Raw genomic sequence first — 21,650 nt, forward strand, 5'->3', positions numbered from 1 at the left:
CCCCCCCCCCCCCCCCCCCCCCCCCCCCCCCGCCCCCCCCCCCCCCCCCCCCCCCCCCCCCCCCCCCCCCCCCCCCCCCCCCCCCCCCCCCCCCCCCCCCCCCCCCCCCCCGAGCCCGAGATTGCGGATGTCCTTCACGAAGGGCGCATCGCGCAACGCGTGCGCGGCGCTTTCGAACTTTTCGGCCTTCGACGCCGCGCGCTCGAACAGCTTGTCGCGCCGATACAGATCGAGCGTCGCGATGGCCGCGGCAGTCGCAACCGGGTGCGCTGAATACGTATAGCCGTGGAACAGTTCGATGGCGTTAGCGGCGCCCGCGTTGACGACCGTGTCGTGCACGTTGCGATGCGCGGCCACAGCGCCCATCGGAATGGTCGCGTTGTTGATCGCCTTGGCCATCGTGATGAGATCGGGCGTCACGCCGAAGTACTCGCTCGCCGTCGCCTTGCCCAGACGCCCGAAGCCGGTGATGACCTCATCGAAAATCAGAAGAATGCCGTATTTCGTGCAGATCTCGCGCAGCTTCTGCAAGTAGCCCTGCGGCGGCACGAGCACGCCCGTGGAACCGGCGAGCGGCTCGACGATCACGGCCGCGATCGTCGACGGATCGTGCAGCGCGACGATGCGTTCCAGATCCTCGGCAAGATGCTCGCCCCATGTGGGCTGCCCTTTCGTGAACGCGTTGTGCGCGAGATCGTGTGTATGCGGCAGATGATCGACCGACGGCAACAGCGCGCCCGAGAACGTCTTGCGATTCGGCGCGATGCCGCCGACCGAAATCCCCCCGAAGCCGACGCCGTGATAGCCGCGTTCCCGGCCGATGAGTCGCGTGCGCTGGCCTTCGCCGCGCGCGCGATGATAGGCGAGCGCGATCTTGAGCGCCGTATCGACCGACTCCGAGCCCGAGTTGGTGAAGAAGATGCGGTCGAGTCCTTCGGGCATCAGATCGGCAACCCTGGTCGCGGCTTCGAATGCGAGCGGGTGACCCATCTGGAAGGTCGGCGCGAAGTCGAGCGTCGAAAGCGCCTTATGCACCGCATCGACGATCTCGTCCCGGCAATGGCCTGCGTTCACGCACCAGAGGCCCGCCGTGCCGTCGAGCACTTCGCGGCCGTCGGTCGAGCGGTAATACATGCCCTTCGCACTTTCGAGCAGGCGCGGCGCGGCCTTGAACTGGCGATTGGCGGTGAACGGCATCCAGAACGACGAAAGGTCATCGATGACGGGGCGAGCATTCATGGCGGGTCTCCTCCTCGGAAAGAACGGTCACTGCACTGTATTCCTCGGCAAAATTGCACGGCATAGACAGTTGAATCACTGCGCTGCCAACTGTGCTGGCAAAATGCTGCGGACTGTATTGGTTGGCGCGCGTCGGCCGCGCTATTCTCGAATCCATGATCGAACTCAAGCTGGAGCGCGGCACGCGGCAGGCGCCGACGCTCGTCGAACAACTTGTGCACGCGTTTTCCACGGCGATCGAAGAGCAGACGCTGCGCGCGGGCGCGCTCCTGCCGTCGGTGCGGCGTCTCGCCGAGGCTGAAAGCCTCAGCACGTTCACGGTGACGGAGGCGTACGGCAGGCTCGTATCGATGGGCCTCGTCACCGCGCGGCGCGGCTCGGGCTATCGCGTGGCCGCGCGCGGGCGCAGCGAACGCGTGCAGGCGGTCGCCTGGCAGCCGCCGAGCCTCACCGCGACGTGGCTTCTCTCGGACGTATTCGCCGATCATTCGGTGCCGATCAAATCAGGCTGCGGCTGGCTGCCTAACGAATGGGTCAACGAGAGCGGCCTGCAACATGCGCTGCGCGCGGTGAGTCGCGTGCCGGCGGCGCGCATCGCGGATTACGGGCATCCGTATGGCTTCGCACCGCTGCGCGAGCGGATCGCGGAGCAGATGGACCGTCACGGCCTGCCGGTCGATGCCGCGACGAACGTGCTGTTGACGGCGGGCGCGACGCAGGCGCTCGATCTCATCGTGCGCACGTTATTGCGTCCGGGCGATGCGGTCGTCGTCGAAGATCCGGGCTACTGCAATCTGCTGCAGATTCTGCGGCTCGCCGGTCTTAAGGTGCATGGCGTGCCGCGCACGGCCGCGGGCATCGATACAGACGTGTTCGAGCGCATCGTCGTCGAGCATCGGCCGAAAGCGGTGTTCCTCAACACGACCTTGCAGAATCCGACGGGCGCGACGTTCGGCATGGCGTCGGCGTTTCGTCTGATGCAGATCGCGGAACGCCACGGCCTGTGGGTCGTCGAGGACGATGTGAACCGCGAGCTCGCGCCGCCCGGCGCGCCCTTGCTCGCGGCGATGGAAGGGCTGAGCCGCGTGCTGTACGTCGGCGGTTTCGCGAAAACGATCACGCCCGCGCTGCGCTGCGGCTATGTCGTCGCTGAACGCGATGTGTTGCGCGAACTGGCGCGCACGAAGATGGCCGTGGGCCTGACGTCATCGGAGGCGACGGAGCGCATCGTCGAGAAAGTGCTGACGGAAGGGCGCTATGCGCGGCATGTGGAATTCGTCGTGGAAAAGCTGAAAGACGCGCATGCGCTCGTGGAGGAGCGCATGGACGCATTGGGCGTCGAGCTGTTCCGGCGTCCGCGTGCGGGACTTTTCGTGTGGGGTGCGTTGCCGATCGATCCCGCAGACGGAAGCGCAGTCGCAACGCGCGCGTTGCAGCACGGCATATGGCTCGCGCCCGGTTCTTATTTCCGTCCCGATGATGCAGAAAGCGCGTGCTTTCGTTTCAACGTCCCGTATTCTCTGGATGATGCGCTTTGGACTTTTCTGGATAAAGCGATTAAGGGTTTTTAGAAGCGGACACGGCGAATCGAATCATCATGTCCGCCCGATTGATCTTATTGCGCGGCTTGAGAAGAAGCCGATGCGGAAACCTGTCCCCGTTGAATCTGTGCGGTGCGTTCCGTATTGCCGAAATCACTGCGACCTTGCGCGGCTTCTTCCGCCGCGAACGTTTGCGCGCTGACGCCACGCTGTGAAGCAGGCGCGCCGGTATCGGGACGATAATGCGGCGCCGGGCCATAGCCGCTTGCGAATGCCGAACCGGCGAAAAGAGAACTCAATGCAATAGCAAAGCCCACTACGAGTCGCTTGTTCACGAGATTGCTCCGTCGAAAATAAGGATGCAGTTGTCTGACAGTAACAACTGCAATCGGAGAGGCGCGTTGTTCGCTACAAAACGCTCCCGACATGCGAACGGAGTGTAGAAGGACTGAGCTGTTTTTTAATCGCACGAAAAGCCAATTGAGTTTTCGCCGATCTCAAACAATGGGATTACGCGGCGGCCAAGCTATGCATTTGCCTGGCCCGCGACGCCGCAAGCTGCGCCCGCAAATGTTCGCAGACATCTTTTCGGCGCACTGCATTGAGCGGATCGCACAGTCGAATGGTGAGTGTCGACGCCTGCGGACGCAGCGCGGGCGGATCATCCGCGTCGGTGTCGGGGGCTTCCCACAGTACGACCGTGAAAGTGCCATCCGAGACTTGCACGACCTGAAAGCGCGCTATATCGATCTTCGTCAGTTCGTGCGATTCGATCGACTGATGCATGGCGTCCTCGGCATTGTCGGCGTGTGTATCTGGATAGACGCAAGCACCATGCCGACGCCAGAAACTTTATGGGCGCGCGGCGCTTGCCGCGCATCCTTCGATTCTTCCGCTCGTTCCTGAATAAAGCTCAAACCGATGACGAGACGCCCGACGCCGGCGCCGCGTCCGCATTGTCCTGCTCAGGCACGGTCGCGGCACTCGGTGCCGCTTTCGCAGCGCGTTTGCGCGGCGCGCTGCGCTTCGCGTCCGCGTTGGCCGCAGACGCTTTTTTCGCAGCAGGCGCCGCAGTTTTTTTCTTCGCCGCCGGCGTGCTCGTTTGCGCTGTCGTGGCTTTCTTCGCAGGCTTTTTAACCGCCGCTTTCTTGCTGGCCGCCTCGGGTTTGACCGGCTTCTCCGCGCCTTCCGCGTCGATCAGAAACTTGCTGCGATCCTTCACGCCGGCTATCCACGCAGGCGGGCGCGCCCAGCCGCTCCATGTTTCGCCCGTCTTCGGATTGCGGTACTTCGCGGGCAGCTTGCCTTTCTTTGCGAGCTTCGTCATCGCTTCGTGGCGACCCGCCGGCGCGGGTAAGGCCACGTGCGGCTTCGCGGCGCGTTTGACCTTCCTGCCGTGCCGGTCGATATCCGCGGTCGTGAGGCCGTGCCTGTCCATCATCGCGCGAATATCGTCGAGCACGGCTTGCGCGCGCTTCGCGATCAATTGCTCGGCCTGCGCCTGCAGCTTCTTCAGTTTCGCCTGCATCTGCTTGAGTGTCGCCATCGCTGTCTCCTCTTTCGTTGCTTGTGGGTTGTTGGGGAGGCGCTAATCGGCGCCCATTCTCGTTTCGTCGACGAACTTCTCGGTTGCATCGTCGATGCGGCGCGACCTGCGTCCCGCAGGACCGTGAACATAAACGGCCTTGACGTTCGCGGATGCGTCCGGCGCGGGCGGCGGCGTCATCAGGTAGCGAGCCTCGCGCGCATGATCGGCCAGTTGCAGGCGCGGATCGAATACCGAGTTGAAGCGCCACAGCATGCGCACGAAATTCGTCTGTCCATGCATCAGCAAGTGCATGGCCTGACCCGCCGCGCCGCGCAATGCGGCCCAGCCCATGTGCTTGCGATTGAGTACTTGCTGCGTGCGCACGAGCTCCGCATAGAACTCGGGCAATGGCAGGCGCGTCGGCAAGACCGAATGCTGAATGTCGTAGAGCCGGTAATCGAGGCTGGTGAGACGCCGCTGTTCGCGCAGCCAGATCTCCGTGCCGGGGTAGGGCGTGTTGACGCTGATGTTCACGATCTCAGGAATATCGAGGCACCATTGCCGCACGGTTTCGAAGCGTTCACGGTCCCATTCGGGATCGGCGATGAGATTGAGCGCGACGGTAATGCCCAGCGAGCGCGCGAATTCGAGCGCTTCGAAATTCTTGTCGAGCGTGATGCGCTTGCGAAACGCTTTCAGTCCTTCGGCGTCGATCGCTTCCATGCCGATAAACATGTACTGCAAACCGAGCGTGCGCCAGAAACGGAAGACGTCCTTGTTGCGCAGGAGCACGTCGCCGCGCGTTTCGAGGTAGTACTTCTTGCGGATGCCGTGCCGCTCGATTGCACGGCCGATCTCCATGCCGTGCTCCGCGTGCACGAACGCGACATCGTCGACGATGAACACGCCCGGCTCGCGTATCGACGCAAGTTCCTTTGCAATGATCTCGGGACTGCGCGAACGATAACTTCGGCCATAGAAAGTCCACGCGCTGCAGAAGGTGCAGTCCCACGGACAGCCGCGTGCGAATTCAATCGATGCGCACGGGTCCAGCGTGCCGATGAAATATTTGCGCCGATGCCGCAGCAGATCGCGCGCGGGCAGCACGTCGTCGAGGCTTTCGACGAAGCGCGGCGGCGGCCCCGAGCCGTCGGTCGTGACCGCGCCGGGAACCGCGAGCAGGTCGCTCTTCGTCGCGGCCGCCTGAAGCAGAGCATTCACCGATGCCTCGCCTTCGCCCTTGAGCACGCAATCGATCGCGCCTTCGGCATGACGCAGGATGTCGCTTGCGGTGAACGATGCGCTATGTCCCCCGACGAACACGAAACAATCGGGCAGCAGCGTCTTCACCGTCCTGGCGAGATCGATGATTTCGGGGATGTTGGCGAGATAGTTGCCGGAGAAGCAGAGCGCGTCGGGGCGCCATGCGCGCACGAGGCGGTCGAAGTCGCGGTGCGTTTCGACTTGCAGATCGATCAGGCGCACATCGTGTCCTGCCTGACGCACGGCCGCCGCCACGGTTTCGAGTCCGAGCGGCTCGAGTCGGAGGAACACGCGGGTGTACATCAGGCCGCTGGGATGAACGGCGAGCACTTTCATGGACTCTCCTCGCGGGAACGAATCACATCGTGCGGATCACATCTCCATTCGGGCGCGGCCTCGTTGTCGGTGTTGGGGCCGTTGTTCCATTCTCAGCCTTCGGAAAAGGAATGCGAAGGCGGTATTCATTCTACTGTCGGCTCGTGCGCAGTGCTCGCTTGCGTGCCGATGCTCATAACTTGATCGCAACGAACGCGGCGGTCTCGTAAGGCACGGTGACTTCATGCTTGCCGCTGAGCTCGGGTTGAGATTCGATCAGCTTGCGCACCGCTGCATCGATTTCGGCGCGCGCTGCTTCAGGCAGTGACGCAATGAAGCTCGTCGAGCGGACGCGACGCACGATCACATCTTCGGGCGAACCCGTATGGCCGAGCGAGAAATGCGTATCGACGAGCGGACCGAAGCCTTCATGCGGAAATGCGTTGCGCCATGCGCCCGTGTAATAGCGCGGGGCGTCGCCTTCGTATCGGTTGACGATGGCATCGAGCTTCGCGACCCACGGCACGCGCGCATCGCGCAGATTCCACACGAGGCCGAGGCGGCCGCCCGGCTTCAGCACGCGATGAATTTCGTCGAGCGCGGCGCGGCTTGCAAACCAGTGAAACGACTGCGCACACACGACCGCATCGACCGATGCGTTCCCGAGCGGCATCGATTGCGCGGTGCCGGCAAGCGCCTCGACATCGGGCAGCGCGGCCGCGAGCCTGACGCGCATCGAATCGACCGGTTCGACCGCGATCACGCGCGCGCCCGTCTGCAGGAGACGCGGCGTGAACTTTCCGGTGCCCGCGCCGAGATCGACGACGCTCGCGCCGGGTTTCAGCCCGAGCGTATCGGTGAGCCAGCCCGCGAGTGCCGGCGGATAGTCGGGCCGCCCGAGCACGTAGCTATCCGCGTTGGCCGTATAGCCTTGCACGGCTGCGCGATGCACAGTCGATCGATCGTTCGCGGGCTGCGTCATCGTCGTTAACTCACGTTATTCGCCGTAGATATCGAAGTCGAAGTACTTCCGCTCGATGCGCTTGTAGGTGCCGTCCTTGATCATCGCGGCGATGGCGCCGTCGAGCTTTTCCTTCAGGTCGGTGTCTTCCTTGCGCAAGCCGATGGCCGTGCCGGGCCCGAAGATCGCGCTGTCTTCCAGTGCGCCGCCCGCGAAGCCGTAGGGCTTGCCGCGCGGCGTCTCGAGAAAGCCGCGTTCGGCCTGTACGGCATTTTGCAGCGACGCGTCGAGGCGGCCGGCGAGCAGATCCTGATAGACCTGATCCTGATCCGCATAGGACACGACCTTCACGCCCTTCGCGCCCCAATGCGCCTTCGCGTACGTTTCCTGCATCGAGCCTTGCTCGACGCCGACCGTCTTGCCCGCAAGCGAATCCGCCGTCGGCTGGATGTTCGAATCGCGTCTGGCGACGAGGCGCGTGGGCACATGAAAGAGCTTGCTGGAGAACGCGATCTGCTTGACGCGCGCGGGTGTCATCGACATCGTGGAGAGCACGCCGTCGAACTTGCGCGATTTGAGGCCGGGAATCATGCCGTCGAATGCATTTTCGACCCACACGCATTTCGCGTTGAGACGCCGGCAGAGTTCATTGCCGACATCGATGTCGAAGCCGACCAGCGTGCCGTCTGGTGCTTTCGATTCGAAAGGCGGATAACTTGCATCGACACCGAAGCGGATAGTCGACCATTCTTTTGCATGCACTCCGATCGACACGGCCAGCATCGAACCCAACAACACCGTCAACAGCCTCTTCACGATAGTCCCTTCTTTCCATGAGTATTTGAGCGGAGGCGGCTTTAAGCCGCCGCTGACGATTATAGAGGCGTGCGTGCAGCGCAAAAAAGAAAAACGGCCGCGAAGAGGTCGCGGCCGTTCGAAGCGAAAGTTATAGCGTTGTTGTCAGCGCTTATCCTGCACGCACTTCGACGCGGCGCGGACGGGCTTCCTCGCGACGCGGAATCGTCAGCCTGAGGACGCCGTTGGTGAGATTCGCGTCGATCTTCGTCGTGTCGAAGTCGTCGCTCACCGTGAAGGCGCGTGCGAAACGCGGTGCGCGCAATTCAGCATGATGCACACGCACCGCGCCTTGCACGGGCAGCTCCGCTTCGGCTTCGATGGTGAGGCGGGCATCGTGCACCTTGACGTCGAGCTTCTCGCGCGACACGCCGGGAAGATCGGCCCAGAGCGTGATGCCGTGGCTATCCTCGACGATATCGACCGCCGGCGTCACCGTTGCGCGGCGCACCGCGTCTTCGTTCTTGCGCGCCACTTCGTTCGTGCCTTGCGGGGCGACTTGCGTATTATCGGTCATGATGTTTTCCCTCTTACTGAATGGTGATCGCGCGCGGCTTCGACGCTTCGCGCTTGCCGATGGTGATGGACAGCGTGCCGTTCTCATAGCGCGCTTCGACCTTGTCGGCGTCCGCATTTTGCGGCAACTCGATCACGCGGCGGAAACTGCCGTTGAAGCGTTCTTTTGCATAAGTGCGGGCGCCTTCCACTGTTGCTTGCGCCTTGCGCTCGCCACTGATGGTGAGCGTGCCTTTGTCGACGGTCACATCGAGCGAAGCGGGCTCGACGCCCGGCGCAAACGCGACGATGTGAATCGCATCATCCGTGCTGCCGATGTTCAGACGAGGGAAAGCATCCGCACGGCTCGAACGAATGCTGGAAGGAAGATTGCCGAAGAGCGAGGACACCTGCCGTTGCATGCGATCCAGCTCCGAAAAAACGTCGCCGCCAAAATAAAAGTCACTCATGGTCCAGTCTCCGATATGCGGCCCAACGTGGCCGGCAGCAGGAAGTTGAAACGACAGCGCGGTTATCGCTGCCTGTGCATTCAAAGTAGGAGCGAAGGCTATCGTTTCAATACCGGAGCGCTATGTTTCCAGTGCAATTTTTTTTCGCGTGGCGGCTCTTGAAAGGCGTCGAAGTGTTCTTATTTCGATCCGAATGCGCGCTTCAGTTTGACGCCAGATCGCCCTGGTAGTAGCCGGCGAAACGTGCGAACTGTCGTTCGGCATCAGTGATATCCACCCCTTCCTTGAGCACCGCGCTCGAAAACCCCGTCCGCTCCATTTGCACGAGTTGATCGATCAACACGTCGCCGGTTGCGCGCAAGTCCCCTTCGAAACCCAGACGCCGACGCAGCAGATAAGCCTGGCTATAAGCGCGCCCGTCGGTGAAGTGCGGAAAGTGCAGTTCGATGCGATCTATCTCCGCGAAACGATCTTTCAGCGATCGGGGATCGTCGTCGTTTGCGAGGATCGCGACACGTTCGTTCGTATCCGCGTCGCGATCCTGATGCGCGAGAATGCGCATGCGTCGAATGTCGTTCATGCCGTCTCCTCGTCGTTCGTTCGGGCTGCATGGGCTGCGGCCTTGAAGGGTTCGAGGCCTACTCGGCGCACGGTGTCGATGAAGCGCTCATGGCGCTCGCGCGTGTCGCGATAAGTCGTGAGAATCGCCTCGATCACATCCGGCACTTCGGCTGCGCTGAACGACGGGCCGATCACCTTGCCGGGCTGCGCCGTGCCGCTCGCCGCGCTGCCGTCCGATCCGCCGAGGGTGAGCTGATACCACTCGCGTCCGTCCTTGTCGACGCCGAGCACGCCGATATGCCCGCTGTGATGATGCCCGCACGAGTTGATGCAGCCGCTGATATGCAGATCGATTTCGCCGATATCGTCGAGCTCGTCGAGATCTTCATAGCGCTCGGTAATCGCCTGCGCGATCGGCAGTGAACGAGCATTCGCGAGCGCGCAGAAGTCGCCGCCGGGACACGCGATCATGTCGGTGAGAAGCTGCACGTTCGCGCTCGCCAAGCCCGCTTCGCGCGCGGCTTGCCATAGCGCGAATAGCTCGTTTGCACGCACCCAAGGCAGCACGACATTCTGCGTGTGCGTGACGCGCGCTTCGCCTGCCGAGAAGCGATCGGCGAGATTCGCGACGATGTCGAGCTGGTCCGCGCTCGCATCGCCCGGTGCTTGCAACAGCCGCTTGAACGACAGCGTCACGATGCGCAGCGCGGGGTCCTTATGCCGCGCCACGTTGCGTTGCAGCCAGCGCGCGAAGAGCGGATGGGCGTCCGGGTCGATGTCATCGAACGTTGTAAGCGGCGCATTCAACGCGGGCGGCACGAACGACGCACTCACGCGGTCGAGTTCCGTCTGCGAGATGAGATGCGGCGCGCCGTCGTGCTCGACGATCTGCCGGAACTCTTCGTCGACATCGTCGATATAGCGCTGGCCCTCGGCTTTCATCAGAATCTTGATCCGCGCCTTGTACTTGTTATCGCGGCGTCCGTAGCGGTTATACACGCGCACGATCGCCTCGATGTAGTTCATGATGTGCCGCCACGCCAGAAACTCCCGCATCAACGTGGCGATGACCGGCGTGCGCCCCATGCCGCCGCCCGCGCTCACGCGAAAGCCGAGCTCGCCGCTATCGTTGCGCACGAGTTGCAGGCCGACGTCGTGCCACGCGGTCGCCGCACGATCCTCGCTCGCACCCGTGATCGCAATCTTGAACTTGCGCGGCAGAAAGGCGAATTCGGGATGCAGCGTCGTCCATTGCCGCATGATCTCGGCGAACGGACGCGGATCGGCCACTTCGTCGGGCGCGACGCCCGCGCGTTCATCGCAGGAAATGTTGCGAATGCAATTACCGCTCGTCTGAATACCGTGCATGTCGACGGTGGCGAGCAGGTCCATCACGTCGGCGGATTTGTCGAGCGGGATCCAGTTGAATTGCACGTTGGTGCGCGTCGTGAAGTGCGCGCAATGCGTCGGCAGGCGTTCGGTCCCGAGCTTGCGCTGAGCCTCGCTGGCGGCGCGATAGACTTCGGGATCGGGATTGTCGTATTCGCGGGCGATGCGCGCGAGCATCCGCAATTGCGCGCTCGACAGCTCGCCGTAGGGCACGGCCACGCGCAGCATCGGCGCATGGCGCTGCACGTACCATCCGTTTTGCAGGCGCAGCGGACGGAACGCATCTTCGCTCAGACGGCCGTCCTGCCAGCGCTCGAGCTGATCGCGGAACTGCGAGGCGCGGCTCCTCACGAAGGATTTGTCGAACTCGGTGTATTGGTACATGGAAGCAGCGGCATGGCGGAAAGAAGGCCAACGATAGAGGGCGTCGCCGCATTCCGAAAGCAGCAGTTGCGATGAATTCGACGGTAGCAGTCAATGCCACGCGCCGTTCTGCTACCGCCGAATACACCGCATCTGCTGCTGTTTTTCACATGACGCGGCGCGCAACATCGATGCATGAAAGATCGATTCGGACCCACGTGAAGGAGCCGCTCATGGAACTCTTGAAGATGATGCGCATCGTGTTTTGGAGCTTTTTCGGCGTGCGCAAGCGCGCGTCGCACAACGCCGATTTCGCGCATGTGAAGCTGCCGCTCTTGCCGGTCATCGCCGTGATGCTCGCGGGCGCGTTCGGTTTGACGCTGCTGACGGTCGCGAAGCTCGCCACGGGCATCGCGCACTGATTGCGCGGCGCGCAGCGCGTCCCGCTCTTACAATGGCGATCGGATGATTGCCATGAGCGAGGATCGGGACCATGAAAGTATGCGTATATGGCGCGGGCGCCATCGGTGGATGGATCGGCGTGAAGCTCGCGCAGGCGGGCTGCGATGTCGGCGTGGTCGCACGCGGCGCGACGCTCGACGCGTTGAAGAAAGAAGGGCTGCGGCTCGTCGAGACCGATGCGACGCATACGGTGAAGGTCGCGGCAAGCGCCGAACCCACGGATCTCGGCGCGCAGGATCTCGTCATCGTGGCGGTGAAGGCGCCCGCGATGGAATCCGTCGCCATGCATATCGCGCCGCTGCTTTCAAGCGACACGACCGTGCTGACCGCGATGAACGGCGTGCCCTGGTGGTTCTGCGACGGTCTCGGCGAGCCTTTCGCGGGCAAGCGCCTCTCGTCGGTCGATCCGCACGGCACGATCGCCGCGGCGATTCCAGGCGCGCAGACGGTCGGCTGCGTCGTGCATGCTAGCTGCTTCGTCGAAGCGCCGGGCGTCATCCGGCATCGTCAGGGCAGAGGCCTGATTCTCGGCGAAGCGACGGGCGCGCCCACCGCACGCACCGAATCGCTCGTGTCGCTCTTCTCGAAGGCCGGCTTCGACGCCACGCTCTCCACGCAGATTCAACGCGACGTCTGGTTCAAGCTGTGGGGCAACATGACGATGAACCCCATCAGCGCGATCACCGGCGCGACCACCGACCGCATCCTGAGCGACGATCTCGTGCGCGGCTTCGTGACGAACGTCATGCTCGAAGCGAAGGAGATCGGCGCGCGCTTCGGCATTCCCATCGACCAGGATCCGGAAGATCGTCACGCCGTCACGCTCAAGCTCGGCGCGATGAAAACGTCGATGTTGCAGGACGTCGAGGCAGGCAAGGCGGTCGAGCTCGATGCGCTTGTCGCCTCGGTGCGCGAGCTGGGCGCGATAACCGGCGTGCAGACGCCGTTCACCGATGCCCTGCTGGGCCTCGCGCGCCTGCACGCGCGCACGCTGGGCCTCTATCCGGCGGCGTGAGCCTTTACGCCACGACGATACGCAGCGGGTCCGCGGCCGCGAACGCTTCGGCCCGCTCCGCGCTCGGCGGATAAATCCACTCGGTGTTGATGCGCGTCTTCAGTTCCTTTGCCTGCGCGCCAGACATCTTCACTTCACGCTCCCAGCCTTCCGTATAGACCGCGCCCCACGGTCCCAGATCGAGACACGTCACGTATTTCGGCTGGCTGTAGGGGATCGGCGCTTCGCCCAGCAGGTCCGCTGCAACATTGTGGCCCGCCGATCGGCCGAGGTTCATCGCGTGCTGACAGGACATCATCGCGTGATTGCCGTCGTCGTCGGTGGCGGCGTAGGCGACGTCGCCCGTGGCATAGACCGTGTCGACACCCAGCACGCGCAGATTGCGATCCACATGCAGACGCCCCAGCGCGTCGCGCTCGGCGGGAATGTGCGCGGTCAGCGCGCTCGCGCGCACGCCGGCGGTCCAGATCACCGTGCTCGCTTCGATGCGCTCGCCTTCGGACGTGATGAGGCCGTCCGCATCGACCGATGTCACCGCCGCGCCGAGCCGCCACTGCACGCCGAGCGCCTCGAGCGCCTCGACGATGACCGGACGCGGACCCGCGCCCAGGTCCGGACCGATTTCCTTGTCGCGCTCGACAATGATGACCCGCACCTTCGCGTTCTCGCCGAGCGCCGCGCGCAGGCGCGCGGGCATTTCCGCCGCCGTTTCGATGCCCGTGAAGCCGCCGCCGGCGACGACCACCGTGTTGCGCGCGAGCGTGTCGGGCTGCGTCGCGAGGGCCTTGATATGCGCTTCGAGCGCGGCGGCTTCATCGACCTGATCGACGCTGAACGCGTGCTTTGCAAGCCCCGGAATCTGCGGGCGGAACAGGCGGCTGCCCGTCGCCAGAACGAGTCGGTCGTAGTTTATCGACGACGGCGTGCCGTGCGCGCCGAGCACGTCGACTTCGGAGCGCTCGACGTGAATGCGCTCCACCGTACCCTGAATGAATCTCACGCCCGTGGACGCGAAAATGTCCAGAAGCGGCGCCTTCATGCCCGCTGCATTTTCTTCATACAGACGCGGACGCACGTGCAGATGCGGCTCCGGCGCGACCAGCACGACTTCGATATCTGTGCGGCCGTGCTGATCGATAAGGCGCGCGGCGGACAGGGCGCTCCACATGCCGGCGAAGCCGGCTCCGACTACCAGAATGCGCTTGGACATTTCGATGCTCCGTGGATTTCGATATTGGGGTCGTTCGACGGACGGTTATCGTCGTCATCGATTAACTGCGATTTTATGAGTCGTAGTTAATCGAGGCAAGAAAATTTTCCGGCGCGTGTCAAAATGTCTCAGGTTAGAGGATCGGAATTCGAGGTAAGCGAGTTCCAGACATCAGAACGTTGATCTGGGACAAGGCAAGGCGCAGTTGGAAAGCGGAAAAGCCGCGAAAGCCGAAGGAGTCCGCCGTCGCGCTAAGCTAAAGGCACGCAACGAAACGTCAGAGGAAGGTCATGGATCAGCACGACCAGCAAGAAGGCACAAGCGAACTCGTCCGGATGCGCGACATGCTGCGCGAGTTCGTCAGCGAGCGGGACTGGAGCCGCTTTCACTCGCCGAAAAACCTCGCGGCGGCGTTGTCCGTCGAGGCGAGCGAATTGCTTGAACCGTTCACGTGGCTCGCCAGCGGCGACAAGGCCGAGCTCGACGAAGCGAAGCTACGAGCGATCCGTCACGAAATGGCGGACGTGCTCGCTTATCTCGTGATGCTCGCGGACTCGCTCGATGTCGATTTGCATCGGGCGCTGATCGAGAAAATGGCGCTGAACCGGTCGAAGTATCCGGTACACAAAGTAAAGGGCGACGCGCGCAAATACACCGAGTACGACGAGTGAGCGGCCTTCGCGAAAGCTTCTGGCGCGCAACGCGCCCGGGCGGTTAAGCTTGGGTTCGCCCCGTTCCCCTGGAGGATTGTTGATGGACTTTTCGCTCTCGCCCGAACTCATCGATCTGCAGGCGCGCGTGCGCGCTTTCATCGCGGAAGAAATCATGCCCTTCGAGCGCGATCCGCGTTGCACGCCGCATGGCCCGAACGAGGCGCTGCGCGCCGAGCTGGTCGCGAAAGGGCGCAAGGCGGGGCTGTTGTCGAGTCACGTTTCGCCTGAATTCGGCGGCCTCGGCCTGAATCACGTCGCCAAGGCCATTCTGTTCGAAGAAGCGGGTTATTCGCCGCTCGGCCCTGTCGCACTGAACATTGCTGCGCCCGACGAAGGGAACATGCATCTGCTCGAGGCTATCGCCACGCCGCAGCAGAAGGAACGCTGGCTGCGTCCGCTGGCTGCGGGCGAGATCCGCTCGTGTTTCTGCATGACCGAACCGCCGCCGGGCGCGGGCGCCGATCCCGCGATGCTGCAGACCACGGCGGCGCAGGACGGCGACGAATACGTGATCGATGGACGAAAGTGGTTCATCACGGGCGCAGAAGGCGCGGCGGTCGCGATCATCATGGCGAAATTCGCCGACGGCCCAGCGACGATGTTCCTCGCCGATATGTCGAGCCCGGGCATCGTCATCGAACGTGCGATGGATTCGCTCGACACGTGCTTTCCCGGTGGCCACGGCGTCGTGCGCTTCGAGGGCTTGCGCGTGCCGAAAGCGAACGTACTGGGCGAGCCGGGTGAAGGGTTTCGTTATGCGCAAGTGCGGCTCTCGCCCGCGCGTCTCACGCACTGCATGCGCTGGCTCGGCGCCGCGCGGCGCGCGCACGATGTCGCGACGGCGTATGCGCGGCAGCGTCAGGCGTTCGGCCGTGTGTTGGGCGAGCACGAAGGCGTCGGCTTCATGCTCGCGGACAACGAAATGGATCTGCACGTGACGCGCCTCGCCATCTGGCACTGCGCATGGGTGCTCGATCAGGGCGTGCTCGGCAAGCACGAGTCGAGCATCGCGAAGGTGGTGTCATCGGAGGCGCTGTGGCGCGTCGTCGACCGCTCGGTGCAGGTGCTCGGCGGTCAGGGCGTCACGCATGAAACCGTCGTCGCGCGGATTTTCGCGGACATGCGCGCGTTCCGGATCTACGACGGTCCGTCGGAAGTGCATCGCTGGAGCATCGCGCGGCGCATTCTGCGCGGGCAAAAGCCGCGCCCCGAATCCGCCTGACGAATGCGGCTCACTGCACCGTGTTTTCGCCGCGAGCCTGGCGCTGCGCGATGATGCGGCTCGCGCGCAACGCATTGTCGGGATAATTCAGCCAGTCATTCGGATCGTAGCCGGCCGAGCGCCAGAGCAGGAAATCCTGCTGGACCTGCGCGCGGGTTTTCGGCGCGTTCGGATCACTGGTTTGCGCCTGCGGTTGCGCGAGCGCGGAGGCCGCGCAGCACAACGCTAGCGCGCCGACGATGAAACGGGGGATGGATGACATGACAGAACCCTCACACCGCATGACACGGCGATTTCATTCTAGGTGACACGACGCTAACGTGCAGGGCACCGTTCTGGTGACGCCCCATACATGACGGTTCGCGTACGGCTGCGTGATATCCGATATGTCGTGTATTGACGATGCGCCCTATACTCGATCTTTCCGGGCACGGACTTCCCGGCGCAAAAACCGAGCCGCCGCCCGAGCCGATTAATACAAGACGACAAGGCCGCAGTCATGAGCACTTCGAGCGTCGCCGTGACCAGCAGTTTTCCGGAGATGGATGAACTGAAGGCGATTCGCATCGCGGGCGGCGCGCGCTTCGCGTGGCGCACGATCGGCGAAGTGCAGGCGCGCCGTCAATCGTTTCCAATTTTGACCGCGTCGATCGGCTCGGACGATCCGCAAGCGCCCGCGATCGGCTTTTTCGGCGGCGTGCACGGGCTGGAATGCATCGGCACGCAGCTCGTCCTCGAATACATGCGTGCGCTTTTGCGCCGCCTCGAATGGGATGAGACGCTGCATCATCAGTTGCGCGCGATCCGTCTCGTCTTCATGCCGATCGTCAATCCCGGCGGCATGTTCGCGCGCACGCGCGCGAATCCGAACGGCGTCGACCTGATGCGCAACGCGCCGCAAAGCGCCGAGGGACGCGTGCCGTTTCTCGCGGGCGGCCAGCGCATCGGGCCGTGGCTGCCGTGGTATCGCGGGCCTCTCGACGGTCGCATGGAAGTGGAGAGCGCGGCGCTGCTTTCCGTCGTCGAGGAGCAACTGATGTCGCGGCCGCTCAGTTTCGCGCTCGATTGTCATTCGGGTTTCGGCTGGGACGACAGCATCTGGTTTCCCTACGCGCGCACCGAGCGCCAGATGGCGCATCTGCCGGAAATGTTCCTGCTGAAGACGATGTTCGAGGCGTCGTATCCGCATCACGGCTACGCATTCGAGCCGCAGAGCCATCAATACCTGTTGCACGGCGACCTGTGGGATTTCGCGTATGACCGCTCCCGCGCGCCCAGCATTTTTCTGCCGATGACGCTCGAACTCGGCTCGTGGCGCTGGATTCGCAAGAATCCGATGCAGCTGTTCTCGCGCCTCGGCATCTTCAATCCGATCAAGGCGCATCGCACGCGGCGCGTGCTGCGGCGCCATCCGAACTTCTTCGATTTCCTCACGCGCGCCGCGTTCTCGTCGCGGCGGTGGCTGCCGAGCGGCGAATGCCGCGAGGACGTGCTGCGGCGCGCGCGCGAGCACTGGCAGCGCACGGGCGCATCATGAGCGATTGGGTGCTCCTGCGCGGTCTCACGCGCGAAGCGCGTCACTGGGGCGCGTTCGATGAAGCGCTCGTCGCACATGGGGTCGTCGGCGCGGGCGAGCGTGTCGTGTGTGTCGATTTGCCGGGCAATGGCGCCGAACATGCACATACGGCGCCGGTTTCCGTCGTCGCGATGATGGACTTCGTGCGCGAGCGCGCCGTGGCGCTGAAGGTGCGCCTGCCGTGCCGCGTGCTCGCGATGTCGCTCGGCGGGATGGTCGCGACCGCGTGGGCCGAACGACATGCGGACGAGATCGAGCGGCTCGTGCTCATCAACACCAGCATGCGCCCGTTCGCGCGCCTGCCCGAACGCCTGCGTCCCGCCGCATGGCCGATGCTCGCCCGCATCGCGATCACATGGACGCAGCCCGAACGATGCGAGGCGATGATTCTCGTGCTCACATGCAATCGCAACGACATGCGCGACGCGGATATCGCGCGCTGGGCATGGCTGCGGCGCACGCATGGCGCGAGCGCGGCGGGCGCGCTGCGTCAACTTGCGGCGGCTGCGCGATTTCGCGCGGGTGACGAACGGCCGCAATGTCCGGTGCTGCTGCTGTCGTCGGCGGCTGACCGGCTCGTCGATCCGGTATGCTCTGCGCGCATCGCGAAACAATGGCGCGCGCCGCACCGGGTGCATCCGTGGGCCGGCCACGACCTGCCGCACGACGATGCCGACTGGACGTGCAACGCGATCGCCGTATGGCTCGGCGAGCATGAACGCACGCGTGACATTCGCGCGGCAAGCGCATGATTTCGACAATCAAGACCCCATGAAACCGCCCATCGTCAATCTCGATACGCTCGATCCTCAACCGCTGCCGCCCGAGTTCGCGCCGACCGGCGCCGCCGCCGAACGCTATGCGCCGCGCATCGCGCGTATCGGCGGCATGCTCGGCGCGAGGAAGCTCGGCTATAGCCTCATCGTGCTCGAACCGGGCAAGCGTGCGTTTCCGTTGCATCATCATCGCGTGAACGAGGAGATGTTTTTCGTCATCGAAGGCGAGGGCGAAGTGCGTGTCGGCCAAGAGACGCATGCGATTCGCGCGGGCGATGTCATCGCCTGTCCGCCGGGCGATTCCGAAACGGCGCATCAGATCGTCAACACGGGCGCGCAGGCGTTGCGCTACCTTGCGATCAGCACGATGCAATCGCCTGAAGTGGTCGAATATCCGGACACGGGCCGCCAGGCCGTGCTGGTCGCGGATGAACCCGGCGTGAAAGGCCTGCGCGCGGTTTTTCGCGCCAGCGATTCGCTCGGTTACTGGGACGGCGAGTGAATGCCGCATACGCCGCCTCCTCGATGAGTACTGCACGCAACGATCGGCACTTCCGCGCTAAATCCCGTTACTGCCTCTAAAGCATGTGCGATTCCGGCCACGCTTAGGGAAAGCTCGTGTTGCAACGCAGCATCGCATTGCGTATGCTGTTCCTGGCGGGGGCATGAGTCTCCGCTTTCATCGAGACATCGACACGAACAATCAAACGCCGGAAAACACAGAGCGTTCATCGGGCAGGACCGGTAAGCATTACGGATCTCCGCCTGAAGGAGCCGCACATATGGAACTGACCACATCGTCGAAACCGACTCTGCATATCTTCCAACAGGAAGGCGGGTGGCATTGGGGCATCACCGTCGAACGGGCGGCGGGAGGCGGAATGAAGGTCGTTGCGTATAGCGACGAAGGCTTCGATTCCGAGGAAGCAGCGCGCGAGGACGGCGAGCACGTCTTGCGCTCGGAAGACTGGCGTTCGCGCCAGAGTTTCAGCCGTAGCGAACGGCGTCAAGGGTGTACCTGATCGGGGCGAAACACGTTCGCCTCGATGTTCCCCCGCCGTTCTGTCCATCCCACGTTGTATCCATCCCTCGCTGCATCTTTCCCCTGCATCAGAAACGCGCGACACTGAATGCACCTGCATTTCGAGAAGACGTGCCATATGTCGTCCGTTCCCTGTCCGTCTCACGCCACGCCTGACGATCCTCGCTTCGCCATACGCCGCATGACAGCGCGCCATGCCGCCATCGCACTCGACTGGGCCGCGACCGAAGGATGGAATCCGGGCCTCGACGACGCCCGCGCTTTCTTCGCCGCCGACCCGCAGGGCTTCTTCGTGGGCACATGGGACGGCGTGCCGGTCGGCTGCATCTCCGCGGTCGCATACGGCGATGCCTTCGGTTTCATCGGCCTGTATATCGTGTGTCCGCAATGGCGCGGCAAGGGCTTCGGCATGCGCTTGTGGAACGAAGGCATGCGCTATCTCGGCGCGCGCAACATCGGGCTCGATGGCGTGCTCGCGCAGCAGCCGAACTATCGCAAATCAGGCTTCGTGCTCGCGTATCGCAACGTGCGCTACGAGGGCGTCGCGCCGGCGCATGAAGAGCCGGTCGATGGCGTGACGATCGTCGACGCGCCCGCCGTGCCTTTCGATAGCCTGCTCGACTACGACACGCGCATGTTTGCGTGCGAGCGTGCGGCGTTCCTGCGCGCGTGGCTGTCCCAGCCGAAAAAAGACGCACGCGCTCTCGTCGCGCTCGATGGCGACGCGATATGCGGGCTCGCCGTGATACGGCGTTGCGGCGCGGGGCACAAGATCGGTCCGCTCTTCGCCGACGATCTCACGACTGCGCGCGCGCTCTATCGCGCACTCGTGTCCGCGCTGCCGGGCGAAACCGTGTTTCTCGACGTGCCCGAGAGCAATCCTGCGGCGGTTGCGCTCGCCGTCGAGCACGACATGAAGAGCGTCTTCGAAACGGCGCGCATGTACACGCGCGCGGCCCCGAGCGTGCCGCTTGCGAATGTTTTCGGCGTGACGACTTTCGAACTCGGCTGAAAACCCGACGACCGCGATCAGGCAGGCGGCGTGCCCTCGTGGAAGAAGGTCTTCAACTGCGAACGCAGCTCGGGCGAGTCGGTGTGCTGATGCACGGCGACCGCGTGCTGCACGGCCGCTTCCATCAGTTCCTCCTCGGAGTCGGCGGAAAGAGCGATGCTGCACTTCACATCGCTCGGGCATTCGCGGCAATCGATGTACTTGCGTGTCATGGCATCCTCCTCGCATGAGACGCTGATCAAAGTATAGGCGGCGTGCCGGCGTTTGCACGCGCGCGCGCACTCCGGTAACGTGTGACGTCTGTGCCACTCGCGAGACCGCGCATGAGCCACGATCATCCTCATCATCACGAACACGAACCCCACGGCAGCGCGTTGCCGGAGATGGACTTGCGCGTGCGCGCGCTCGAATCGCTGCTGGTCGAGAAGGGCTATGTCGATCCGCAGGCGCTCGACGTCTTCGTCGAGACTTACGAGCACAAGGTCGGCCCGCGCAACGGCGCGCGCGTCGTTGCGAAGGCGTGGCGCGATCCGGCGTTTCGCACGTGGCTGCTCGACGACGCCACCGCCGCCATCGCGTCGCTTGGCTACACCGGGCGGCAAGGCGAGCACATGGTCGCGCTCGAGAACACGGAGAACGTACATAACATGGTGGTTTGCACGCTGTGCTCGTGCTATCCGTGGTCCGTGCTCGGGCTGCCGCCTGTCTGGTACAAGTCGGCGCCATATCGCTCGCGCGCGGTGATCGATCCGCGCGGCGTGCTGAAGGATTTCGGCGTCGAATTGCCTGAACATGTCGAGTTGCGCGTGTGGGATTCGACCGCCGAAGTGCGCTATCTCGTCGTGCCGATGCAACCCGCCGGCACGGATGATCTCGACGAAGACGCGCTCGCCGATCTCGTCACGCGCGATTCGATGATCGGCACGGGCCTCGCGCTTGCGCCATCGCGGGCAACGGGAGCATCGGCATGAACGCGGCGCACGATATGGGCGGCATGCAGGCGTTCGGTCCTGTTGAAATCGATGCCTGCGACGCGCCGGGCGCATCGCCTTTTCATGCGGAGTGGGAGCGGCGGGTTCTGGCCGTCACGCTCGCGATGGGCGCAACGGGCCAATGGAACATCGACACGTCGCGGGCCGCGCGCGAAAGCCTTCCGCCCGCGCAATATCTCGGCAGCAGCTATTACGAAATCTGGTTCGAGGGCTTGAAGAAGCTGCTGATGGCAAAAGGACTCGCGAGCGCGGACGAAATCGCGAGCGGCCGTTCGCACTGTGCCGCGAAGCCGAACGTGCGCGTGCTGAAGGCCGCGGACGTGAGCGCGGCGCTGTTGCGCGGCGCGCCGGTCGAGCGGCCGGCGACATCGCCCGCGCGCTTTGCCGTCGGCGATGAAGTTCGCACGAAGCTGATGAATCCGCCGACGCACACGCGTCTGCCGCGCTATTGCCGGGGCAAGCCCGGGCGCATCGTCGCGGTGCGCGGCACGCACGTCTTTCCCGATGAAAACGCGCTCGGCCACGGCGAGCATCCGCAGTGGCTCTATACCGTGCGTTTCGATGCGAAAGCATTGTGGGGACCGGACACGACTGCGTCCTCGGTGTGTGTCGATTGCTGGGAACCTTATCTCGATGCCGCGCGCGCGTGA

At 63.8% G+C, this 21,650-nt stretch carries 26 protein-coding genes; 12 read left to right on the forward strand and 14 right to left on the reverse strand.

The annotated features are described in order from the left end of the window. Positions 1 to 1,239: aspartate aminotransferase family protein (locus tag NCT32_RS15990; RefSeq protein WP_250490437.1), on the reverse strand; the 1,239-nt coding region annotated here is incomplete at its 3' end. A 155-nt stretch (positions 1,240 to 1,394) separates the two neighbouring features. On the opposite strand from NCT32_RS15990, the gene NCT32_RS15995 reads away from it, so the two are divergent. Beyond that, positions 1,395 to 2,810 (forward strand): PLP-dependent aminotransferase family protein, encoded by a 1,416-nt coding sequence (locus tag NCT32_RS15995; protein ID WP_061116126.1) that lies wholly within the window; start codon positions 1,395 to 1,397, stop codon positions 2,808 to 2,810. A gap of 44 nt (positions 2,811 to 2,854) precedes the next feature. Here NCT32_RS15995 and NCT32_RS16000 read toward each other — a convergent pair whose 3' ends face one another. From NCT32_RS16000 to NCT32_RS16045, 10 genes are all read right to left on the reverse strand, one after another. Beyond that, on the reverse strand, positions 2,855 to 3,115 hold the full coding sequence (locus NCT32_RS16000; RefSeq protein ID WP_061116032.1) for a hypothetical protein: 261 nt from the start codon (positions 3,113 to 3,115) through the stop codon (positions 2,855 to 2,857). Positions 3,116 to 3,290: 175 nt separating this feature from the next. Continuing rightward, a complete protein-coding gene (locus NCT32_RS16005; protein ID WP_061116031.1) occupies positions 3,291 to 3,566 on the reverse strand; it encodes a hypothetical protein in 276 nt (91 codons plus the stop codon). Positions 3,567 to 3,693: 127 nt separating this feature from the next. Further along, the gene (locus NCT32_RS16010) at positions 3,694 to 4,326 is read right to left on the reverse strand and encodes an H-NS histone family protein (protein ID WP_061116030.1); all 633 of its coding nucleotides are present in this window, start codon (positions 4,324 to 4,326) and stop codon (positions 3,694 to 3,696) included. A 42-nt stretch (positions 4,327 to 4,368) separates the two neighbouring features. Then, on the reverse strand, positions 4,369 to 5,907 hold the full coding sequence (gene hpnR, locus NCT32_RS16015) for a hopanoid C-3 methylase HpnR (RefSeq protein ID WP_061116029.1): 1,539 nt from the start codon (positions 5,905 to 5,907) through the stop codon (positions 4,369 to 4,371). A gap of 172 nt (positions 5,908 to 6,079) precedes the next feature. Beyond that, positions 6,080 to 6,868, reverse strand: a complete 789-nt coding sequence (locus NCT32_RS16020; RefSeq protein ID WP_250490438.1) for a class I SAM-dependent methyltransferase — start codon at positions 6,866 to 6,868, stop codon at positions 6,080 to 6,082. A 15-nt stretch (positions 6,869 to 6,883) separates the two neighbouring features. After that, complete coding sequence (locus tag NCT32_RS16025; protein ID WP_061116027.1) at positions 6,884 to 7,663, reverse strand: ABC transporter substrate-binding protein; 780 nt, start codon at positions 7,661 to 7,663, stop codon at positions 6,884 to 6,886. A 151-nt stretch (positions 7,664 to 7,814) separates the two neighbouring features. After that, the gene (locus tag NCT32_RS16030) at positions 7,815 to 8,219 is read right to left on the reverse strand and encodes an Hsp20/alpha crystallin family protein (protein WP_250477340.1); all 405 of its coding nucleotides are present in this window, start codon (positions 8,217 to 8,219) and stop codon (positions 7,815 to 7,817) included. A 13-nt stretch (positions 8,220 to 8,232) separates the two neighbouring features. Next, entirely contained in the window at positions 8,233 to 8,667 is a 435-nt protein-coding gene (locus NCT32_RS16035; RefSeq protein ID WP_061116025.1) for an Hsp20/alpha crystallin family protein, read from the reverse strand. A 202-nt stretch (positions 8,668 to 8,869) separates the two neighbouring features. After that, positions 8,870 to 9,247, reverse strand: coding sequence for a DUF934 domain-containing protein (locus tag NCT32_RS16040; protein WP_061116024.1), 378 nt, complete (start codon positions 9,245 to 9,247; stop codon positions 8,870 to 8,872). Continuing rightward, positions 9,244 to 11,001: a nitrite/sulfite reductase gene (locus NCT32_RS16045; protein ID WP_250490439.1), complete on the reverse strand. Its 1,758-nt coding sequence runs from the start codon at positions 10,999 to 11,001 to the stop codon at positions 9,244 to 9,246. Before NCT32_RS16045 ends, NCT32_RS16040 begins: the two co-directional genes overlap by 4 nt. Before the next feature lie 212 nt (positions 11,002 to 11,213). Here NCT32_RS16045 and NCT32_RS16050 point away from each other — a divergent pair, with 212 nt between their 5' ends. Then, complete coding sequence (locus NCT32_RS16050; protein WP_061116125.1) at positions 11,214 to 11,402, forward strand: DUF2970 domain-containing protein; 189 nt, start codon at positions 11,214 to 11,216, stop codon at positions 11,400 to 11,402. Between the two features lie 71 nt (positions 11,403 to 11,473). After that, a complete protein-coding gene (locus NCT32_RS16055; protein ID WP_061116022.1) occupies positions 11,474 to 12,457 on the forward strand; it encodes a 2-dehydropantoate 2-reductase in 984 nt (327 codons plus the stop codon). A 4-nt stretch (positions 12,458 to 12,461) separates the two neighbouring features. Here NCT32_RS16055 and NCT32_RS16060 read toward each other — a convergent pair whose 3' ends face one another. Next, complete coding sequence (locus tag NCT32_RS16060; RefSeq protein ID WP_061116021.1) at positions 12,462 to 13,667, reverse strand: NAD(P)/FAD-dependent oxidoreductase; 1,206 nt, start codon at positions 13,665 to 13,667, stop codon at positions 12,462 to 12,464. 290 nt (positions 13,668 to 13,957) lie between these two features. Here NCT32_RS16060 and NCT32_RS16065 point away from each other — a divergent pair, with 290 nt between their 5' ends. Together NCT32_RS16065 and NCT32_RS16070 are read left to right on the forward strand one after the other, a co-directional pair. Continuing rightward, positions 13,958 to 14,338: a nucleotide pyrophosphohydrolase gene (locus tag NCT32_RS16065; RefSeq protein WP_061116020.1), complete on the forward strand. Its 381-nt coding sequence runs from the start codon at positions 13,958 to 13,960 to the stop codon at positions 14,336 to 14,338. Between the two features lie 82 nt (positions 14,339 to 14,420). Beyond that, on the forward strand, positions 14,421 to 15,602 hold the full coding sequence (locus NCT32_RS16070; RefSeq protein WP_061116019.1) for an acyl-CoA dehydrogenase family protein: 1,182 nt from the start codon (positions 14,421 to 14,423) through the stop codon (positions 15,600 to 15,602). A 10-nt stretch (positions 15,603 to 15,612) separates the two neighbouring features. Here NCT32_RS16070 and NCT32_RS16075 read toward each other — a convergent pair whose 3' ends face one another. Continuing rightward, the gene (locus NCT32_RS16075) at positions 15,613 to 15,864 is read right to left on the reverse strand and encodes a DUF4148 domain-containing protein (RefSeq protein ID WP_061116018.1); all 252 of its coding nucleotides are present in this window, start codon (positions 15,862 to 15,864) and stop codon (positions 15,613 to 15,615) included. Between the two features lie 237 nt (positions 15,865 to 16,101). On the opposite strand from NCT32_RS16075, the gene NCT32_RS16080 reads away from it, so the two are divergent. The 5 genes from NCT32_RS16080 to NCT32_RS16100 all read left to right on the forward strand — a co-directional run bounded on the left by NCT32_RS16080 (position 16,102) and on the right by NCT32_RS16100 (position 20,008). Continuing rightward, positions 16,102 to 17,139, forward strand: a complete 1,038-nt coding sequence (locus NCT32_RS16080; RefSeq protein ID WP_061116017.1) for a M14 family zinc carboxypeptidase — start codon at positions 16,102 to 16,104, stop codon at positions 17,137 to 17,139. Beyond that, positions 17,136 to 17,930, forward strand: coding sequence for an alpha/beta fold hydrolase (locus tag NCT32_RS16085; protein WP_250490440.1), 795 nt, complete (start codon positions 17,136 to 17,138; stop codon positions 17,928 to 17,930). The genes NCT32_RS16080 and NCT32_RS16085 overlap by 4 nt, the downstream gene beginning before the upstream one ends. Before the next feature lie 19 nt (positions 17,931 to 17,949). Continuing rightward, complete coding sequence (locus tag NCT32_RS16090; protein ID WP_061116123.1) at positions 17,950 to 18,456, forward strand: cupin domain-containing protein; 507 nt, start codon at positions 17,950 to 17,952, stop codon at positions 18,454 to 18,456. 280 nt (positions 18,457 to 18,736) lie between these two features. Further along, complete coding sequence (locus NCT32_RS16095; RefSeq protein WP_061116016.1) at positions 18,737 to 18,976, forward strand: hypothetical protein; 240 nt, start codon at positions 18,737 to 18,739, stop codon at positions 18,974 to 18,976. Positions 18,977 to 19,177: 201 nt separating this feature from the next. Further along, complete coding sequence (locus NCT32_RS16100; protein WP_250477342.1) at positions 19,178 to 20,008, forward strand: GNAT family N-acetyltransferase; 831 nt, start codon at positions 19,178 to 19,180, stop codon at positions 20,006 to 20,008. Positions 20,009 to 20,025: 17 nt separating this feature from the next. Here NCT32_RS16100 and NCT32_RS16105 read toward each other — a convergent pair whose 3' ends face one another. After that, on the reverse strand, positions 20,026 to 20,220 hold the full coding sequence (locus NCT32_RS16105) for a DUF1059 domain-containing protein (RefSeq protein WP_061116015.1): 195 nt from the start codon (positions 20,218 to 20,220) through the stop codon (positions 20,026 to 20,028). 111 nt (positions 20,221 to 20,331) lie between these two features. Between NCT32_RS16105 and nthA the strand changes: the two genes are divergently transcribed. Continuing rightward, positions 20,332 to 20,979 (forward strand): nitrile hydratase subunit alpha, encoded by a 648-nt coding sequence (gene nthA / locus NCT32_RS16110; RefSeq protein WP_061116014.1) that lies wholly within the window; start codon positions 20,332 to 20,334, stop codon positions 20,977 to 20,979. Continuing rightward, positions 20,976 to 21,650 (forward strand): nitrile hydratase subunit beta, encoded by a 675-nt coding sequence (gene nthB, locus NCT32_RS16115; protein WP_061116013.1) that lies wholly within the window; start codon positions 20,976 to 20,978, stop codon positions 21,648 to 21,650. The genes nthA and nthB overlap by 4 nt, the downstream gene beginning before the upstream one ends.

The organism is Caballeronia sp. INML2, from assembly GCF_023631365.1.
Lineage (GTDB): Bacteria > Pseudomonadota > Gammaproteobacteria > Burkholderiales > Burkholderiaceae > Caballeronia > Caballeronia turbans.

Bases quoted from the DNA above. Each gene is read 5' to 3' on its own strand.
- NCT32_RS15995 (WP_061116126.1), top strand. From the start codon at position 1,395: ATGATCGAACTCAAGCTGGAGCGCGGCACGCGGCAGGCGCCGACGCTC.
- NCT32_RS16005 (WP_061116031.1), bottom strand. From the start codon at position 3,566: ATGCATCAGTCGATCGAATCGCACGAACTGACGAAGATCGATATAGCG.
- NCT32_RS16010 (WP_061116030.1), bottom strand. From the start codon at position 4,326: ATGGCGACACTCAAGCAGATGCAGGCGAAACTGAAGAAGCTGCAGGCG.
- hpnR (WP_061116029.1), bottom strand. From the start codon at position 5,907: ATGAAAGTGCTCGCCGTTCATCCCAGCGGCCTGATGTACACCCGCGTG.
- NCT32_RS16020 (WP_250490438.1), bottom strand. From the start codon at position 6,868: ATGACGCAGCCCGCGAACGATCGATCGACTGTGCATCGCGCAGCCGTG.
- NCT32_RS16030 (WP_250477340.1), bottom strand. From the start codon at position 8,219: ATGACCGATAATACGCAAGTCGCCCCGCAAGGCACGAACGAAGTGGCG.
- NCT32_RS16035 (WP_061116025.1), bottom strand. From the start codon at position 8,667: ATGAGTGACTTTTATTTTGGCGGCGACGTTTTTTCGGAGCTGGATCGC.
- NCT32_RS16040 (WP_061116024.1), bottom strand. From the start codon at position 9,247: ATGAACGACATTCGACGCATGCGCATTCTCGCGCATCAGGATCGCGAC.
- NCT32_RS16045 (WP_250490439.1), bottom strand. From the start codon at position 11,001: ATGTACCAATACACCGAGTTCGACAAATCCTTCGTGAGGAGCCGCGCC.
- NCT32_RS16050 (WP_061116125.1), top strand. From the start codon at position 11,214: ATGGAACTCTTGAAGATGATGCGCATCGTGTTTTGGAGCTTTTTCGGC.
- NCT32_RS16055 (WP_061116022.1), top strand. From the start codon at position 11,474: ATGAAAGTATGCGTATATGGCGCGGGCGCCATCGGTGGATGGATCGGC.
- NCT32_RS16060 (WP_061116021.1), bottom strand. From the start codon at position 13,667: ATGTCCAAGCGCATTCTGGTAGTCGGAGCCGGCTTCGCCGGCATGTGG.
- NCT32_RS16065 (WP_061116020.1), top strand. From the start codon at position 13,958: ATGGATCAGCACGACCAGCAAGAAGGCACAAGCGAACTCGTCCGGATG.
- NCT32_RS16070 (WP_061116019.1), top strand. From the start codon at position 14,421: ATGGACTTTTCGCTCTCGCCCGAACTCATCGATCTGCAGGCGCGCGTG.
- NCT32_RS16075 (WP_061116018.1), bottom strand. From the start codon at position 15,864: ATGTCATCCATCCCCCGTTTCATCGTCGGCGCGCTAGCGTTGTGCTGC.
- NCT32_RS16080 (WP_061116017.1), top strand. From the start codon at position 16,102: ATGAGCACTTCGAGCGTCGCCGTGACCAGCAGTTTTCCGGAGATGGAT.
- NCT32_RS16085 (WP_250490440.1), top strand. From the start codon at position 17,136: ATGAGCGATTGGGTGCTCCTGCGCGGTCTCACGCGCGAAGCGCGTCAC.
- NCT32_RS16090 (WP_061116123.1), top strand. From the start codon at position 17,950: ATGAAACCGCCCATCGTCAATCTCGATACGCTCGATCCTCAACCGCTG.
- NCT32_RS16095 (WP_061116016.1), top strand. From the start codon at position 18,737: ATGGAACTGACCACATCGTCGAAACCGACTCTGCATATCTTCCAACAG.
- NCT32_RS16100 (WP_250477342.1), top strand. From the start codon at position 19,178: ATGACAGCGCGCCATGCCGCCATCGCACTCGACTGGGCCGCGACCGAA.
- NCT32_RS16105 (WP_061116015.1), bottom strand. From the start codon at position 20,220: ATGACACGCAAGTACATCGATTGCCGCGAATGCCCGAGCGATGTGAAG.
- nthA (WP_061116014.1), top strand. From the start codon at position 20,332: ATGAGCCACGATCATCCTCATCATCACGAACACGAACCCCACGGCAGC.
- nthB (WP_061116013.1), top strand. From the start codon at position 20,976: ATGAACGCGGCGCACGATATGGGCGGCATGCAGGCGTTCGGTCCTGTT.